Here is a 16,320-nt window from a genome sequence, read left to right on the forward strand (position 1 = left end):
TTGCTGCCATGCGCCCTGAAAAGCAGCGAGCTGGGGCCCGCACCCCAAGGTGCGGGCCCCAGCTGCGAAATATGCGTTGCTGCCGTGATGTCAGACGAGAACGATGTTCTCGGCCGTCGGGCCCTTCTGGCCCTGAGCGATGTCGAAGGACACCTTCTGGCCTTCCAGCAGCTCACGGAAGCCCTGGGCGGAGATGTTCGAGTAGTGGGCGAAGACGTCGGCGCCGCCGCCGTCCTGCTCGATGAAGCCGAAGCCCTTTTCCGCGTTGAACCACTTCACGGTACCAGTAGCCATGTCAATTCTCCTTCGGAGACGATGTTCGGAATTCGCCCTGTGCGGATTCCGCGTCGCCGTGCTGATTACCCCGTAGGAAAATGAACCTTCTGGCAACCACACCTGCAACTGAGATCGACAGTAGCATGGCGCGACCGGCCGTGTGCGGCCCGATAATTCCGCCCCGTCCGCTGGTCGAGGAATACTCGCCGTGTGCCGCGCCAATTTCTCATCTCGCAAAAACAGATATTGGTCCGGTGCGGATGCACGGTTCCTGTCGGTGCTGCCGGCCGCAGCGCCATGACCTCCCCTGATGTGCCGTGCGCCGCCGCCGTCGCATCAGCGGACGGGACGACGGCGAACGCGCCCGGACGCCACGATCGCGATGAAGGTCACATCGGCATACGGGTGACCTGCGAGGTGAGCGTGCGGGCACGCTGGCGGAGCCGGGCGTGTGCCCGGAGATCAGTCGAGGGTGGCGAGATGATCGGCGTCGCCGCCTCGCCACTCGACGAGGAAGATGGTCGCGTCGTCGGTCGTGGTGCCGCCACGACCGTGTTTCAGGGCGTGGGAGAGCGCTCGCACCACCGCCCGTACTTCGGTGCGGTCCTGGAGGATCCGGTTGGTCCACTCGATGAGCTGCTCCTCACCGAACTGTTCCCCGCCGCTCTGGCGCTCCTCGATCAGGCCGTCGGTGAAGCACAGCAACCGGTCACCGGGGCGCAGCATCCGCTCGCTGACCACCGGCTCCTCTCCGCCGAAGCCGACCGGCAACGTGGTCGGGCTCTCCAGCCGGTCCACCACGGCGCGGTCACGGATCAGGAGCGGAGCCGGGTGACCGGCGTTGACCCAGTGCAGCCGGCCCGTGGCGATGTTCAGCACCATCATCTGCGCGGTGACGAAGTGGTCCTGGCCGAATTGCTCGTTGATGGCCCTGTCCATGAACGCGTACACCTGGGACAGGTCGGTGTGGGCCCGTCGCGTGTGCCGATAGGCACCGACGGCCACCGTCGCCATGGTCGCCGCGTCCAGTCCGTGGCCCATCGCGTCGAGCATGGCCACGTGCAGGATGTCGCCGTTGAGGGCGTAGTCGAAGCTGTCGCCGGCAACGTCGTAGGCGGGCTCCAGGATTCCGGCCACCTCGACCTGTGGAACGGCCATCGACAGCGGGGGCAGCAACGACCACTGGATCTCCGCGGCCAGGCTCATCGGGGCGCTGCGGCGGGCCTGGAAGAACTGGTCGGTGTAGGCGTCCTTGGTGACGATCATGTCCGCGACCAGACCGGCGAGTCTGCGGAGCAGCCGCCGGTCGTCGTCATCGACGGTGTCCAGGGTGACGGCCATCGCCCCGATCTGGTCGCTGCCGTCCAGCAGCGGCAGGTACATCCGCACACTGCCGTCCCGCGGCACCTCCACCGTTCTGCGGCTCAGGAACGCCTCACCGGCGGGGGAGTCCTCGACCGCCTCCGGCCCGCCGACCTTCAGCATCCGGCCCCGCAGCGGGACCAGCAGCACCTGTTCGTAGTCCTGGAGGAGGATGGAGACCTCCCGCCCCCCGACCCTGGCGACCTCTTCCGCGACGAGTGGGGCGATCAGGTCCGGCGGCATCTCGTGGGCCCGGTCCAGCAGCACCCCCAGAAGTCGTTCGCCGAACCCCTCCGACCGGTCCACCCCGATCCCGTCCGGCTTCCGCCCACCGCCCGTCATCGCCACACGAAGGTCATCACCACTGCCATGAACGTCCCTCTCCATCGCCTCGGCGCGGCCTGCGCGGGTACGCACGACGACGCTAAGCGACTCGGGCCCGCCAGGCACGTCGGGGCGGGCCATTGGTGCGCTGTGGCACGACGCCGTGCGCCCAGGCTGCCGACTCGGAGCCTTCCTCACGCGCGTGCGGCGGTCCAGGTGATGAGAGGGGGCTCGACGCGTGCGCACAGGGGTCCGCCCTGTGGGGCGGTCAGGCCGAGGCGTCCGAGCAGGAGGCCGTCGCGTGCGGCGGTGGTGAGTACGTCGGCGGAGATGGTGTCGAGCATCAGCTTGGCGCGGCGGAACATCGTGAAGGTGCCCGACTCGTCGGCCGTGCACCACGACAGGTAGATGAACCGTCGGCCCAGGCGGTCCTGCACGTAGGGGCCTTTGATCTCGGTGCCGGTCGGCGAGGTGCTCGTGGTGCACTCCAGGGTCCAGGTCGCGGACGGTGCGTCGCCGGGCTGTGGTGCGAGGAGTTCGGCCGGACGGTCGCGGCGTTGCACGGCGACGTGGAGGTTGCCGTACGCGGGGAGTTTGCCGGGCAGGTCGACGGCGTCGATGCGGATGCGCATGGCGGCCATCATGCCTCCATCGTCCCGGCGTCGTCCGCGCGGAGGTAAGCCGGCCTCGTACGGGGGCGGTTGGTCGACGTGTGTCCTGTCACCGGCTGCTCTGCGGGCTGTAGGGCTGGAGGAGCTGGTCGACGGGTGCGTGGTCGTCGGTGAGCAGCTGGGCGTCGCCGATCCAGGACGTGAGGGTGTCGCCGGTGGCGATCTTCCAGCCGGTCTGCCGGGTGTCCAGCGCTCTCCGGGTCGCGCGTAGGTCGATCGGCCGGGCGGCGGCGATCACCACCAGATTGCCGCCCTGGGGGGTGGCGGTCGGGTCGAGGCCGATGTCGGTGGGTTCGCCGACGAGGGCGACGTGCTCGAAGATCTCGCTGAGGGTGGCCACTTCGGCACGTGCGAACGCCAGACCACCGTGATCGATGAGGTTGGCGACGTACAGGCCGTCCTCGTCGAGCACCCGCCGTACGTCCGTCATCGCTTCCACCGTGGTGAGGTGCCACGGCACGCTGACGCCACCGAAGGCGTCGCCGACTACGAGGTCACGGCTGCCGGCCTCCAGTCGCCGCAGGCCGAGCCTGCCGTCCTCGACGCGTACGTCGATACCGGCTTCCGGTCGCAGACCGAGTTGGTCGCGGTCGATGCGCACGACCCCGCTGTCGATCTCGGACACCAGGCTGCGCGTCCCGGGCCGCGTGGCCGCGAGGTAGCGGGGAAAGGTGAGCCCGCCGCCGCCCAGGTGGTGGGCGGCGAGTGGCTCACCCTCGGGAAAGGCCGCATCGACCACCGACGCGATGGCGCGCACATACGTGAACTCCAGGAAGGTCGGGTCGTCGAGGTCGACGTAGGAGTGCCGCAGGCCGTCCAGGACGAGTGTGCGGCCGCTGTCCCGGCCGGGGTCCGCGACCACGCGTGCGCAGTGGTACCTGGTCTCCGTGTCGCAGCCACCGGGCGCGACCGTGGTGGCGAAACCGCCGGCCACGACCACGAGTGCCAGGGCAGGGGTGCCGCTCCACCCGCGCGTTCGCCACTCGACCAGCGCCGAGCCGAGCACCAGCAGTGTGCCGAGGCCGATCAGTATGCCGCTGACCGGCAACCGCGATACGAGGACGAAGCCGGTGACGACGGTGCCGACGATGGCGCCCACGGTCCCGACGCCGGACAGCCGTCCGACGACCGTTCCGGTCTCGGCGAGGCTGGTGAGACGCAGCTTGGTCACGATCGGCGTCACCGCCGAGAGCAGCGCGCCCGGCACGAGGATGGTCATGGACGCGATCAGCAGGAGCAGCGCCGGCGCCCACTCCGCGGTGCCGCGCAGCACGGCGGGGGTGAGCGCCACGACCGCTCCCGACACCCCGAGCGAGGGTCCTAGGAGCCGGCGTGGATCGACCTGGTCGGCGACGCGCCCACCCAGCCAGGAGCCGACGGCGATCGCGGTGAGGGCGATGCCGATCACCATGGTGCTGGTCTCGAGGGTGAGGCCGAGATAGGGAGCCAGCAGCCGCAGAGCGACGATCTCGACCACCAGGACCGCGGCCGAGGACCCGAACACGAGCATCGCGGCGGTACGGGGACCCAGGCCGTCGTTGTGAGGCGTGCCCTCGGCGACAGGCGAGGAAGACGATCCGGTCACGGGCGACATCCTTGCACGGGACTCATCGACCGAACGTGGGAAACGTGCTCCGGACTTGGAGTCCCGGGCAGGAGGAGGATGCGTGGACACCAGACATCCGGAGCACTTCCTGACGATCGTCGATCACGGGGGGTTCAACCGCGCCGCGCATCGCCGATCCGCTGGGCGCGATCTGGTCGGCGCCCATCCTCGAACTGCTCCAGCAGGGCCGGACGACCGTGAGCTGACGCCGGGGCGGCAAGGACGTGCCGCCCGAACAGGACTCCGCCGTCCGGGCCGAACTGCCGGCCGAGGTCTGACCGACCCGGCCTCCACGCCACAACACAGTCCCGGGGTGATCGTCGCGCCCGCCCGATCAGCGTGGTCTTTCACGTCCGGCCGCCGGAGGCTAGTGTTCGAGAGCAGCCAGTGACCCACGAGGAGCTGAGACATGGTCGGTCGTCCGAGCGCGCGTTGACGTCGTAGGCCCTGAGCGGCCTGTCATCGCGTGCTGCCCTTGATGTTGCGGCACAGCGAGCCTTCTCCGCCCTGAACCGCCGGTGCGTCTGTCGTGCGCCGGGGGACGGGCCTCGTTGCCGGCAACCAAGGGGTCCCCGTGCCGTCCGCTTCCTCCGCCGTATCCGATTCCGGTCGCCCTGTTCCGTCGAGCCTGTGGCGGGACGGCGACTTCCGCAGACTCTGGGTGGGTCAGACGGCCTCCCAACTCGGCGAACACGCAAGCCTGGTGGTGCTGCCGCTCTTCGCCGTCCTGACGCTCAACGCCGGTGCCGGCGAGTTGGGCGTCCTGCGCGCGGTGGGGCAGGCGCCGATCCTGCTGCTCTCGCTCTTCGTCGGCGCGTGGGTGGACAGGTGGCGGACCCGCACGGTGATGGTGCTGACGGACGCCGGCCGCACCCTGGCGCTGGGCGCCGCCGCCCTGGCCGGCCTCCTCGGCTGGCTCGGCCTGCCGGCGCTGCTCGTTCTCGCCTTCGCCGTCGGCGCCCTGTCCGTGTTCTTCGACGTGGCATACCAGGCGTCTCTCGTACGGCTGGTGAGACGCGATCAGCTGGTGCGGGGCAACAGCGCGCTCGAGGGCAGCCGGTCCGCTGCCCAGATCGGCGGTCCCGCCCTCGGCGGCGCGTTGGTGTCCCTGCTGTCGGCGCCGATCGCCGCCGCCTCCGGCGCGCTGTTCTTCGCGCTGTCGTTCCTGTCGATCCGACGGATCCGCCGGACCGAATCGATCCCGAAGAGCCCGGAACGTCCTCCTCGGGTCTGGCGGCGGATCCACGAGGGCCTCCGTTTGGTCATCGGCGACACCTCGCTGCGGACCGTGTGCCTCGCCTCGGCCGCCTTCCAGTTCTCCTTCGCGGCCATGATGACCGTCTACCTGCTCTTCCTGCCGCGGGAGTTGCACCTGTCGGGCACCGCCGTCGGGCTGGCGCTCGCGGCGACGGGGCCGGGCGCGCTCCTGGGCTCGGTGCTGGCCGCCCGCCTGCCGAGCCGGTTCGGGCATGGCGCGGTGCTCGTGTCCGCGGCGGCACTCGGCGACGGCGCGTTCCTGTGTGTGCCCGCGCTGCACGGCTCCGCCGCGGTGACGGTTCCCGTGCTCCTCGCGGTCGGCTTCGTGTTCGGGACCGGCGGCCAGTTGGTGAACGTCACGGTCATGGCCGTCCGGCAGGCCGTCACTCCGGACGGGATGCAAGGCCGTGGGGCCGCCACGATCACCTTCGTCGGCATGGGGATGGCCCCGCTCGGCTCGCTGCTCGGCGGATTCCTCGCGGGGGAGTGGGGCTTGCGCACCAGCCTCCTGGTGACGGCCGCGGGCATGATGCTGTCCCCCGTGCTGATGGCCCTGTCCCCGCTCGCACGCCTGGGACGGGAGCTTCCGGACCTCGCGCACAGGACGGAGGACGCCCGCCCGGCGAGGTGATGAGGCCCGCTATCCGGCCGTCCGGGACCCCGACGGCACCCTCGCGTTGCCCGGTGCAGTGCCGACCGCCCTCGCCGCAGCCCCCGACGCACCGGGCTCGAACCGGCAGCCCCGTACCCGGCCCGCCGGGACACCTGCGGCCTGGACAGGCTCGCCGGCCGAGGCCGTACTCGCGCGGGAGGGCGTACTCGATGACTGACCGGCCGCGGAATCCGACGATCATAGATGTGGCACGGCAGGCCGGCGTGTCCAAGTCGGTGGTGTCCCGCGTCGTCTCGGGGCGCGGCAGCGTGGGGGAGGAGACCCGGCAGCGGGTCCTGGAGGCCGCGCGGGACCTGGGCTACGTCGTCAACGCGTCGGCGCGGGCCATGGTGGCCCACCGTACGTACACCGTCGGGGCGTTCGTACGTGACGCCGCGACCCCCTTCTACGGCCACCTGCTCACGGCGATGCAGGAGCGCGCCGCCTTCGGCTGACGCCAGTGCGTCAGCCCGATCAGGGGCGTCGCCAGGTCGCCGATTCCGTCGTAGCCGGTGACGGACAGGTTCCGCCTGCCTGTTGACCGTCGGCGCCCTCACCCTCACCGCCTGCGGAGGATCCGGCTCCGGTGAGGAAGCCACTGCTCGTCGGCACCGTGATCACCGCGACCTCGCGGTGACCCAGCTCCGCGAGGTGGTCCGCCAGAGCGGTGCCGCCCCCGTCCTCGTCGCAGCACACGCTGGTGATGCTGGGATGGGTCTCCGGGCGTCCCGCCACCACGGTCGGCAGCCGCGCGGCGAACGGCAGGATCCGCTCACTGGGCAGCAGCCCGCTGCACACGACCAGTGCCTCGACCCGCAGCATCACGAGGGTCTCCAGGGCCCGGACCTCGTCGTCCGCCTCGAACCGACCCGACCCGGTCGCGGTGACCACCCGGTAGCCGTGGGCAAGAACGAGCCCTACGCCGTGCTCGGCGGGCAGTTCGCCGACACCCCGGCCACGACGGCGACCTCCGGCTGTCTGACCGGCGCGACCGGGAGACGGCCGGCGCCTGGGTGACCGAGGTGCTGCGGCATCCCGGGGTCACCGCACCCGCAGCGACGACTGGTCGGGCCGCTGGTGGCAGACCCTCACCTGGGAACACGTCCACACCTGGCGCCTGCCGCGCTGAGGGGCTGTGCGGCGTCGGCCCGCCTTCGGGAGAACCGTGGCGCCGGGGCGGCACGCGTCCAGGAGACCGGGGGCTCTTCACCCCGCGGACACCCCTGGTCCCAGGTAAGCGATGGGCAAGAGTTGTGGTTCGGCCGAGGACCGTCCCGGCGCTCGGCCCGCCTGCCTCCGCTGGTTCCGACAGGAATCGGTACGGACACGCAACTCGACCGTGCGGTAGTCGAGTTGGGGACACGGGCGGCTGTACTCCGGTCGCCCCGCGATCACGAGGGGCGGGCATCCGTTCCGGCCGTTCCCGCTCCTGCGGTGCTCCGCGGCCGAGCGGTGGTCGTGAGCGGGAGTCGTAGCATCGCAGCCGTGAACGCGGTGAACGGTCGTGTGCTGGTCGTCGACGACGACGCCGCCATCCGGCGCTCGCTGGAGCTGGGCCTGCGGCTGAACGGCTTCTCCGTCGTACTGGCCGACAGCGGCCGCGCGGCACTGGAAGCGGTCGGTGCCGGGTCGCCGGACGTGGTGGTGCTGGACATCTCCATGCCCGGCCTGAGCGGCATCGACGTGTGCCGCACACTGCGGGAAGACGACAACGACGTGCCCGTGCTGATGCTCTCCGCCCTCGACGAGGTCTCCGACCGGGTCGCCGGACTCCAGGCGGGCGGTGACGACTATCTCGTCAAGCCCTTCGCCCTCCAGGAGCTGGTGCTGCGGCTGGGCGCGCTGCTGCGCCGCCGGCCGCCCGCCGCCGACGACCGGGTGCGGGTCGGACCGCTGGTCCTGGCACCGGCCGCGCGCGAGGCGCACATCGACGGCGAACCGCTGAAGCTCACGCGGCGCGAGTTCGAGCTGCTGGAGGTGCTGGCCCGCAACACCGGGATCGTACTGACCCGGGACCAGCTGCTGGACCTGGTGTGGGGCTACGACTTCGAGGTGCGCACCGACGCGGTGGACACCTTCGTCAGCTACCTGCGCCGCAAGCTGGAGGCAGGTGGCCGCCCCCGGATGCTGCACACCGTGCGCGGGGTCGGCTTCGTCCTTCGCGAGCCCCGGAACACACTGTCGTGAGGCTGTCCACGCGGATCGCGATCGCCGTCGGCGTCACCGTACCGCTGCTGGTACTGGCGTCCGGCCTGTTGCTGCTGGGACTGGTCACCAAGGACCTGTACCAGCAGCAGGACGCCCGGCTGAGCGATCGGGCCGCCGCCCTCGCCCCGGACGCCAAGGCGCTGCTGCGGGCCACCGCGTCGGGCAGGCCGCCGTCCGTCGAACACGCCCGTGAACGGCGGATGTTCGCGGCCGCGCTCGACGTGGGCGTACGGCTGACGGGCCCCGCCGGCACGGTGACCGCCGGCGGCCCCCAGCCGGACGCGTCCGTGCCGCTGCCGCCGAACGCCACGACACCCGTCACCGTACGCGCGGCCGGCGAGGGCAGTTGGCGGGTGCTGTCGGAGCCGGTGTCCGTCCACCGGCCGGCGGTGGACGGCACCCTGTGGCTGTTCTCCCCGGACACCGCGAACCGGGCGCAGATCCGACTGGTGCGCGGGCGGATGCTGACCGTGGCGCTGCTCGCCGCTCCGCTCACCGGGGCCGTGGCCTGGGCGGCGGCCGCCGGCGCCGTACGACCGCTGCGGCGGCTTCAGCGCCGTACCAGCGGCCTCGACCCCAGGAGCAGCGCCACGCGCCTCGATCACACCCCGACCGGGATCGCCGAGGTGGACGACCTGGCCCGGACGATCCGTACCGTGCTCGTCCGCTACGACCAGCAGACCGCCCGCACCGCTCAGGCGCTGGAGGTGGCCCGCTCGTTCTCGGCCGCCGCCTCGCACGAGCTGCGCACCCCGCTGATGAGCATGCGGACCAACCTGGACATCCTCAGCGAACACCCGGACCTGGCGGAACCGGACCGCACCGAGGTGCTGGCGGACCTGCGGCGCGAACACACCCGGCTGCTGGGGCTGCTGGTGATGCTCCGGGCGCTGGCCCGGGGCGATCTGGTCGAGGCGGACGCGCTCGGCCCGGTCGATCTGGCGGAGGTCGTGGACGCCTCGGTCGCCGACCTGCGCCGCCGGCATCCGGACGCGGAGGTGACCGTGGCCGGCTCCCCGGGTCTGTGGACACACGGCTGGGAGCAGGGGCTGCGATCCGCGGTGGACAACCTGCTGGCCAACGCCTGCGCCCATGGGCGCTCCGAGGACGAGCGGGCCCGTATCGAGGTGACCCTGCGCCGGGACGGGCAGGAGGCCGTGCTCACCGTGGACGACCGGGGGCCGGGTATCCCGCCCGAACAGCGGGATGCCGTGTTCCAGCGTTTCCACCGCCGTCCGGACAGCCCCGGGTCGGGGCTGGGGCTCACCCTCGTCGCCCAGCAGATCGCGCTGCACCAGGGCGGCGTCAGGGTCGGGGACCGCCCGGACGGGCGGCGCGGCACACGGTTCGAGGTGCGCCTTCCGACGAGGGCGGACCACACGCTTCCGCCGCCGCGCAGAGGCTGGCTCCCGGCGCCCGGGACGTCACAAGGTTCCCACAAAGAAGGCTCCTAGCTTCCTCCGTGTCAGGCACCGTGCCTCACAGGAAGGAACACCTCATGCGAGCCAGGAAGACCGTCGTCATCGGCGTAACGGTGGCTGCCCTACTGGGCGTCGCGGGCACCGCCGTGGCGGAGAACGCCGGCGCGTCCCCGTCGCACAAGCCCGCCGCCACGGCCGGAAAGCACGGCACCAACAAGTTGTGCAAGCGCGCTCCGAAGATGGAGCAGCGGATCGAGAAGAAGCTCAAGCGGCTGGAAGGATCGGGGAAGGGCTCCATCGCCAAGCTCGAGAGGCGGGCCGACGCGGCGAAGGCCGCCGGCGAGAGTGCGGTCGCGAAGTACCTCGAGGACCAACTGGCCTTCCGCAAGTCCCTCGTACCGACACTCCAGCAGCGGGAGAAGGACCTGGCCGGGGTCCGCAGCGCGTGCGCCTGAGGCCGGAAAACGCCCAGGGTCCGTGCCGGATCGACTCCGGCACGGACCCTGGACCCGCCCTCCGCACCGGCGGCGGCAGCCGTGACCGACGTGTTCCGGCAGTGAGCGCCCGGGGCCGCACGAGGCATGATCGGTGGATGCATGGTGTGGAGGACCAGTCGGGCGGTGGGAACGTGGAAGAGCCGGCGGAGATCTCGTCGCCGAAGGAGGCCGCGGACAATGCGCTGGTGCTGGCGTTCGGGCGGTTGCAGGGGGCGGCGAACCGGCTGGAGTACATCCTCGGGCGGTCGCTGGAGCTGGAGTGCGGCATCAGCCATCTGATGTTCGAGGTGCTGCTCATCCTCGGGCGGGCGGGCGATCCCGGGCTGTCGATGCGGGCCATCGCCCAGGAGCAGGTGCTGACCACGGGCGGGGCGACGCGTCTGGTGGACCGGATGGAGGCGGCCGGGCTGGTGGAGCGCGCCGAGGATCCCGGTGACAGGCGTGGTCGGCTGGTGCGGCTGACCCGGCTGGGGGAGGAGACCACTGTGCGGGCGTCCCAGGTGCACGTGGAGAACATCCGGCGTTACTTCCTGGCGCCGCTGCCGCCCGAGGACCGGGAGCGGTTCGCCGAGGACCTGCGGATCCTGAGCCACTCCGCACGGGACGAGCTGCCCCGCCTGCCCTGAACGGTCCCTCCGGGCTGTGGGCGTGCGGCTTCGCTTATGGACTCACCGCAAGGCTGGGTGTTACAGGCGTCACACCAGCAGAGAAATATCTGAGCAGTCAGTTACTGTTTTCTCAGGTGAATCGCTCGCATTTCGGCGGGCGCCACACCTTTGCTGGGACCTTCGATGAAGCTCGGACCTCCGATGAAGCTCGTCTACGTCTTCGACGCCTACTGCGGCTGGTCGCACGGATTCTCCGGAACTCTGCGCGAGGTCGTCTCCCGACATCCCGCGCTGCCGGTCGAGGTGGTCTCCGGCGGTCTGTTCACCGGGCCACGCCGGGTGCCCATCCGCGAGTTCGGCTACGTACAGGGCGCCAACGCCCAGATCGCCGAGCGGACCGGCGCCGAGTTCGGCGAGGGCTACGAGCGGCTGATCGCCGACGGGTCGTTCGTGATGGACTCCGAGGCCGCCGCGCGCGGCGTCGTCGCCCTGCGCCGGGCGGCCCCCGACCGCGCGGCGGAACTGGCCGCCGCCCTCCAGCGGGCCTTCTACGTCGACGGCCTCAGCCTCTCCGACCCCGCGACCTACCGGAAGGTCGCCGAGGAGGCCCGTCTGGACGCCGACGCCGTCGTCGCCGCCTTCGACGCGCCCGAGGCGCAAAACGCGGCGGCGGACGACTTCCGCCGCTGTGCCGAGCTGGGTGTCACCGGCTTCCCCACGCTGCTCGCCGTCGACGGCGACCGAGCCGCCGCCCTGGCCCATGGCCACGCCACCGCCGACGAGATCGACCGGCGACTGGCCGACCTGAGCACCGCCCCCACCCACTGAATTCCACCCCCTCCAGGAGACCCCGCATGAGCACCCTCTCCTTCAAGGTCCTCGACCTCGACTTCCCGGCCGGCAGCAAGAACAAGACCGCCACGCTCGTCACCGGTGAGCATCAGGCGCTGCTGGTCGACGCCGGCTTCACCCGCGCCGACGGCCACCGCCTCGCCGCCGAGATCCTCGACTCCGGCAAGAAGCTGACCACCGTCTTCGTCAGCCACGGCGACCCCGACTTCTACTTCGGCGCCGAGGTCCTCGCCGACGCCTTCCCCGACGCCGCCTTCGTCGCCACCCCGATCGTCATCGAGCACATCCAGCACTCCTACGAGGGCAAGCTCAAGGCATGGGCGGTCCTCGGCCCGAACCTGCCCACCCGCCTGGTCGGCCTCACCCCGCTGACCGGCGACCTCACCCTCGAAGGCCACCGCTTCGAGCTCAAGGGCGGTCCGGCCGGCCTGCCCGACCGCCACTACCTGTGGCAGGCCGAGCACCGTGCCCTCCTCGGAGGCGTCCTGCTCTTCCAGCAGGAGCACGTCTGGGTCGCCGACACCCCCACCCCCGACGACCGCTCCGCCTGGATCGACCTCCTGGACGAGATGGCCGCCCTCGACCCGCAGCTGGTCGTCCCCGGCCACCGCCTGCCCGGCACGGCGGCCGACGCCTCGGCCATCACCGCCACCCGCGACTACCTCGTCGCCTTCGAGGAGGAGCTCGGCAAGGCGGCCGACGGCGCCGCGCTGACCGAGGCGCTGATCAAGCGTTACCCCGCCAACGGCATGCTGATCGCCGCCCAGATCGGGGCGAAGGTCGCCAAGGGCGAGATGCAGTGGGGCTGAGCGTCATGCCGTACGAGCACACCGACTTCGCGACCTCCCCGGCCCCGGCCGACGTGGTCCGCCGCCAGTACCTGGCCTCCGCGGCCGGCGACCTGGAGGCCCTGCGCGCCACCCTCGCCCCGGACGTGGAGTGGAAGGAGATGGCGGGCTTCCCTCTCGCCGGCACCTATCGCACCCCCGAAGGGGTCACCTCCCACGTCATGGAGCAGCTGGGCAAGGAGTGGGACGGCTGGACCGCGCACGACGACACCTATGTCGTCGAGGGGGAGAACGTCGTCGTCCTCGCCCGCTACACCGCGACCAACAAGGCCACCGGCAAGCCCATCGACGTGCGCGTCGCCCACCACTTCGTGGTCCGCGGCGGCCTGATCGTCCGCTTCGAACAGTTCACCGACACCGCCCTCGTCCGCGACGCCATGCGCGGCTAGGCGTCCCGGACCGCTCGGCGTCCCCGAGCAGCAGGGACGAGCGCGCGGATCGAAGGCGAAGGCGCCCGGTGACATCAGTCTCCGGGCGCCTTTGGAGGGGTGACTCACCGCCTGCGAAAGGAACTCGTCACGAAAGGGACTTGTAGCCGCTCCAGCCGCTCGCGATCTGCGCCCGCGGACCGAACGATCCCTTTCCGTCCCCGCTGTTGCGCCACACGTTGCCGCTGGTGTCGCGGGAGACCAGGTCCGGCCTGCCGTCGTCCGTGATGTCGCCGACGCCGACGACCGTGTTGTACGAGCCGCCCCAGTTCGACAGCACCTTGACGCGGGCCGCGAACGTGCCGTCGCCCTTGCCGTTGTAGCGGTAGAGGTTGTTGGACGTGTCCTGGGCCAGGAGGTCCGCCTTGCCGTCGCTGGTGATGTCGCCGGTGCCGACGATCTTCTTGTAGCCCTTCCAGTTGTCGTAGAGCTTGACGCGGGAGGCGAGCCTGCCGTCGCTCGTTCCCTTGTAGAGGTAGACCGCTCCGGTGGAGGAGTTCCTCGCGATCAGGTCCGGGCGGCCGTCACCGCTCACGTCGCCGGGCGACGTCAGGGCGTTGTACTGCGTCCAGCCGCTGGTCGCGAGGGTCGTGTACGACGTCGACGGCTTGACCGCCGCCCCGCAGCCCGGCTTGTACAGCCGCAGCGCGCCGCTGCTGTAGCGCACGAGGACGTCGTTGCAGCGGTCGCCGCTGAGGTCGCCGAAGGGGATCGCAGTGATGGTCGTCGGCCAGCCGGTGCCCGTGTACTTGTCGCCGAACTTGCCCGTCCCCGTGCCGCTGTGGAAGGTCAGCCCGCCCGAGGTGTTGAGGGTGAGCAGGTCGCCGCGGCCGTCCGGGCCGTCGGGGCTGACGAAGTCGTGGCGCACGGCGGCGCCGCGTTGCAGGTAGCCCTTGCCGCTGGTCACAGTGGCTGCCGCGGCGGTGCCGAGGCCGGTCGCCTTCAGGGTCCAGGTGAAGGGGCCGTTGGGGAAGTGACTCCCGCTCGCCGTCTTGCCGTTCCAGGTCGCGCTCAGCCGGTCCGGGGTCGCGCCGCCGGTGAGCGTGCGGGTGGCCTTGCCGTTCGCGCCGCTCTGGACCGAGGTGAAGGTGAGAGACCAGGAGGTGACCGGGCGGGACAGCACCCAGTGGCCCTCGAAGGGCACGTTCGGGTCCACGTAGTCGTTGGCCGACGTCTCGAAGGACGTCACGGCGGACGGGGCGATGCCCGTCGTGGTGACGTGCGTGCGCTCGTAGTCGTCGAACCAGGCGACCAGGCCGGTGTACTCGTCGACCGTCCAGCGGTAACGGCGGTCCGCCATCAGGCCCTTGTCGGCCAGGTCGGAGGCGATCGTACGGGTGGTGCCGGTGGCCGCCTCGGTGAGGACCAGGGTGCCGGTGGCGTGGTCGTGGCGGACCGTGAAGCCGTCGCCGAGGAGGACATCACCCGGGGTCACCGCCGTCGACGTACCCGCCTTGGTGTCGTACACGCCCGCCGAGTCGGTCCCGCACGCCCAGTACACCCAGCGGCCCGCCGCCTGGAGCTCGCTCGGCACGCAGGCCAGGCCCGGGACGGCCACCGTGGCGAGCGTCTTCTCCAGCGGGATGCTGTACGAGGTGAGCGTGCCGGCGGTGGTGGTGGCGCTCCACAGGGTGGAGCCGTTCAGGGCCGCGGCGCGCACCGACCGCTTCAGCTTCTGGCCCTGGCCGAACTCGCCGACGTACTGCGCCGGGGTGGTGCCGCCGGAGTTGTAGACGGCGTAGTCGTCACCGGCGTCGACGATCGTGCCGCCCGTGGTGCCGAACTCCAGCTCGTGGCCGCCGATGGCGACCAGCCGGTCCTGCTTCAGCTCCGCGTCGTAGTAGTAGTTGCCGAGGTAGACGTCCTCGGCGTCGAGGTTCCCCCACAGCGCCGCGCAAGTGGTGTCGGCGTACGGGCATACCGGGCTGTAGACCTTGCCGCTGTCCGTGGCGTCCGAGGCCGTCAGCTCGGTGGAGCCGTTGGTGGTGAGGGTGCGCACGGACGTGAGGTGCGCGGCGGTGTCGGGGTCGTCCGCTGCGACGCGCAGGCGGCCACGGCTGAGCGCGAGGCCCGTCTTGGCGTTCTCCACCGCCGGGGACCGGTACACCTTCTCCAGCTTCAGCGAGCCGTCCTCGGCCTGGCTCACCCGCTGCACCCACCAGTCGGTGGCGCCGGTGCCGCCGGTGACCAGCGCGGTGCCGTCACTGGCCGCCAGGGCGTACTCGCCGGCGCTCGTCAGCAGGGTCTGCTGCACGGACGGGTCGTTGACGTCGACCGCGAGCAGCTTCGAGCCCAGCGAGCTCGAGGACAGCGGCAGCAGCAGCCAGTCGCCGATCAGGACCGGAGGGCCGTCGAGCGCGCCCGGGTGCGAGGGCAGGGAGACGACCTGCTCGGCGGCGGTGAGGTCGGTGCGGGACTTCAGGTGCAGCTCGGCGAGGCCGTCGTCGTACCAGCCGATGCGGTCCGCGCTCATCACGAACCTCGGGCTGTTGTCGGCGCCCGGGAAGACCTGGGTGCTCACGGCCGACTCGATGTCGATGTAGTGGAGCGAGCCGAAGGTGCTGTTCTTCACGAACAGGCCTGAGGAGTCCGCCGCGAGGACATCCTCGCTCCCCACGCTCGTCGCGTCACCGGTGACCTTGCGGACGCGCCACGCGCCGTCGACCTTGTCGATCAGGGAGTGGGTGGTGACGATCGTGTCGCCGGCGAGGGCCCGGTAGTAGCCCTGGCCGTACTGGACGGAGCCGTTCCAGGTCACCTTCTTGGACGTGGCCGTCGCCGGGTCCCAGAGGGTGGCGTACGCGTCGCTGGTCGTGGTCGGCAGGGCGACCAGGTCGCTGTCCGAGCCGTACCAGGCGTTACGGCACACGGAGCCGATGGACGTGCAGCCGGTGCCCGGGGTGTAGACGCCGCCGGCGTTCTCCACGGTCACGGTCTTGCCGGTCGCGTAGTCGGTCCACAGCAGTCCGGTCCTGCCGGTCTGCCGGTGCAGGAAGCCGGTGTCGCCCGCGACGTACGGGCGGTCGGTGCGTGGTGTGGTGGAGCTGGGGTCGACCAGCGTGATCGCGGTGGTCCCGGCTTCGGCCGCTTCCGCAAAGCCGCCGCCCTCCGACAGGACGACGACGGACGCGGCCGCGACGGCGACCGCGAGCGAGGAGACGGCGGCGGCAAGTCCGCCCCGTCTCAGGGCGTGTCTGCCCACGTGATGTTCCCTCCCCTGCGAGGGTCCGCGCCCTCGCACAAGTGGCCGAAATCGTACCAGGGGTGGTGGCGGAGAGGCGATGCTCGCGCAGGTGAAAGGGAGGCAGGC

The 16,320-nt window shown here is 71.2% G+C and carries 15 protein-coding genes; 9 read left to right on the plus strand and 6 right to left on the minus strand.

The features are described from left to right. Positions 1–90: 90 nt before the first annotated feature. From V8690_RS22365 to V8690_RS22380, 4 genes are all read right to left on the minus strand, one after another. Positions 91–294 carry a cold-shock protein gene (locus V8690_RS22365; RefSeq protein WP_338781459.1) on the minus strand — a complete coding sequence of 68 codons (204 nt, stop codon included), beginning with the start codon at positions 292–294 and terminating at the stop codon, positions 91–93. A 444-nt stretch (positions 295–738) separates the two neighbouring features. Continuing rightward, a complete protein-coding gene (locus V8690_RS22370; RefSeq protein ID WP_338781461.1) occupies positions 739–1,980 on the minus strand; it encodes a PP2C family protein-serine/threonine phosphatase in 1,242 nt (413 codons plus the stop codon). A 176-nt stretch (positions 1,981–2,156) separates the two neighbouring features. Further along, positions 2,157–2,606 carry a DUF5990 family protein gene (locus V8690_RS22375; protein ID WP_338781463.1) on the minus strand — a complete coding sequence of 150 codons (450 nt, stop codon included), beginning with the start codon at positions 2,604–2,606 and terminating at the stop codon, positions 2,157–2,159. Positions 2,607–2,682: 76 nt separating this feature from the next. Further along, positions 2,683–4,218: a fused MFS/spermidine synthase gene (locus V8690_RS22380; protein WP_338781465.1), complete on the minus strand. Its 1,536-nt coding sequence runs from the start codon at positions 4,216–4,218 to the stop codon at positions 2,683–2,685. A gap of 595 nt (positions 4,219–4,813) precedes the next feature. Between V8690_RS22380 and V8690_RS22385 the strand changes: the two genes are divergently transcribed. Continuing rightward, positions 4,814–6,127, plus strand: coding sequence for an MFS transporter (locus V8690_RS22385; RefSeq protein ID WP_338781466.1), 1,314 nt, complete (start codon positions 4,814–4,816; stop codon positions 6,125–6,127). Positions 6,128–6,354: 227 nt separating this feature from the next. Continuing rightward, positions 6,355–6,603, plus strand: a complete 249-nt coding sequence (locus V8690_RS22390; RefSeq protein WP_338781468.1) for a LacI family DNA-binding transcriptional regulator — start codon at positions 6,355–6,357, stop codon at positions 6,601–6,603. A gap of 19 nt (positions 6,604–6,622) precedes the next feature. On the opposite strand, the gene V8690_RS22395 is transcribed toward V8690_RS22390, so the two are convergent. Then, positions 6,623–7,039, minus strand: coding sequence for a hypothetical protein (locus V8690_RS22395; protein WP_338781470.1), 417 nt, complete (start codon positions 7,037–7,039; stop codon positions 6,623–6,625). 603 nt (positions 7,040–7,642) lie between these two features. Between V8690_RS22395 and V8690_RS22400 the strand changes: the two genes are divergently transcribed. From V8690_RS22400 to V8690_RS22430, 7 genes are all read left to right on the plus strand, one after another. Then, complete coding sequence (locus tag V8690_RS22400; protein ID WP_338785424.1) at positions 7,643–8,335, plus strand: response regulator transcription factor; 693 nt, start codon at positions 7,643–7,645, stop codon at positions 8,333–8,335. Continuing rightward, positions 8,332–9,810: a HAMP domain-containing sensor histidine kinase gene (locus V8690_RS22405; RefSeq protein ID WP_338781471.1), complete on the plus strand. Its 1,479-nt coding sequence runs from the start codon at positions 8,332–8,334 to the stop codon at positions 9,808–9,810. The genes V8690_RS22400 and V8690_RS22405 overlap by 4 nt, the downstream gene beginning before the upstream one ends. A gap of 44 nt (positions 9,811–9,854) precedes the next feature. After that, positions 9,855–10,232 (plus strand): hypothetical protein, encoded by a 378-nt coding sequence (locus V8690_RS22410; protein ID WP_338781473.1) that lies wholly within the window; start codon positions 9,855–9,857, stop codon positions 10,230–10,232. Positions 10,233–10,405: 173 nt separating this feature from the next. Then, positions 10,406–10,900, plus strand: a complete 495-nt coding sequence (locus tag V8690_RS22415) for a MarR family transcriptional regulator (protein WP_338785425.1) — start codon at positions 10,406–10,408, stop codon at positions 10,898–10,900. A gap of 183 nt (positions 10,901–11,083) precedes the next feature. Next, positions 11,084–11,710, plus strand: a complete 627-nt coding sequence (locus V8690_RS22420; RefSeq protein ID WP_338785427.1) for a DsbA family protein — start codon at positions 11,084–11,086, stop codon at positions 11,708–11,710. A gap of 26 nt (positions 11,711–11,736) precedes the next feature. Then, entirely contained in the window at positions 11,737–12,543 is an 807-nt protein-coding gene (locus V8690_RS22425; protein WP_338781475.1) for an MBL fold metallo-hydrolase, read from the plus strand. Positions 12,544–12,548: 5 nt separating this feature from the next. Next, entirely contained in the window at positions 12,549–12,971 is a 423-nt protein-coding gene (locus tag V8690_RS22430; RefSeq protein ID WP_338781477.1) for a nuclear transport factor 2 family protein, read from the plus strand. 127 nt (positions 12,972–13,098) lie between these two features. Here the strand turns inward: V8690_RS22430 and V8690_RS22435 are convergent, their stop codons facing one another. Further along, on the minus strand, positions 13,099–16,212 hold the full coding sequence (locus V8690_RS22435; protein WP_338781479.1) for a VCBS repeat-containing protein: 3,114 nt from the start codon (positions 16,210–16,212) through the stop codon (positions 13,099–13,101). Between the last annotated feature and the right edge of the window lie 108 nt (positions 16,213–16,320).

It is taken from the genome of Streptomyces sp. DG1A-41 (assembly GCF_037055355.1).
Taxonomy (GTDB): Bacteria; Actinomycetota; Actinomycetes; order Streptomycetales; family Streptomycetaceae; genus Streptomyces.

Coding starts and splice junctions, on each gene's coding strand:
- V8690_RS22365 (WP_338781459.1), bottom strand. CDS start 294: ATGGCTACTGGTACCGTGAAGTGGTTCAACGCGGAAAAGGGCTTCGGC.
- V8690_RS22370 (WP_338781461.1), bottom strand. CDS start 1,980: ATGACGGGCGGTGGGCGGAAGCCGGACGGGATCGGGGTGGACCGGTCG.
- V8690_RS22375 (WP_338781463.1), bottom strand. CDS start 2,606: ATGATGGCCGCCATGCGCATCCGCATCGACGCCGTCGACCTGCCCGGC.
- V8690_RS22410 (WP_338781473.1), top strand. CDS start 9,855: ATGCGAGCCAGGAAGACCGTCGTCATCGGCGTAACGGTGGCTGCCCTA.
- V8690_RS22420 (WP_338785427.1), top strand. CDS start 11,084: ATGAAGCTCGTCTACGTCTTCGACGCCTACTGCGGCTGGTCGCACGGA.
- V8690_RS22425 (WP_338781475.1), top strand. CDS start 11,737: ATGAGCACCCTCTCCTTCAAGGTCCTCGACCTCGACTTCCCGGCCGGC.
- V8690_RS22430 (WP_338781477.1), top strand. CDS start 12,549: ATGCCGTACGAGCACACCGACTTCGCGACCTCCCCGGCCCCGGCCGAC.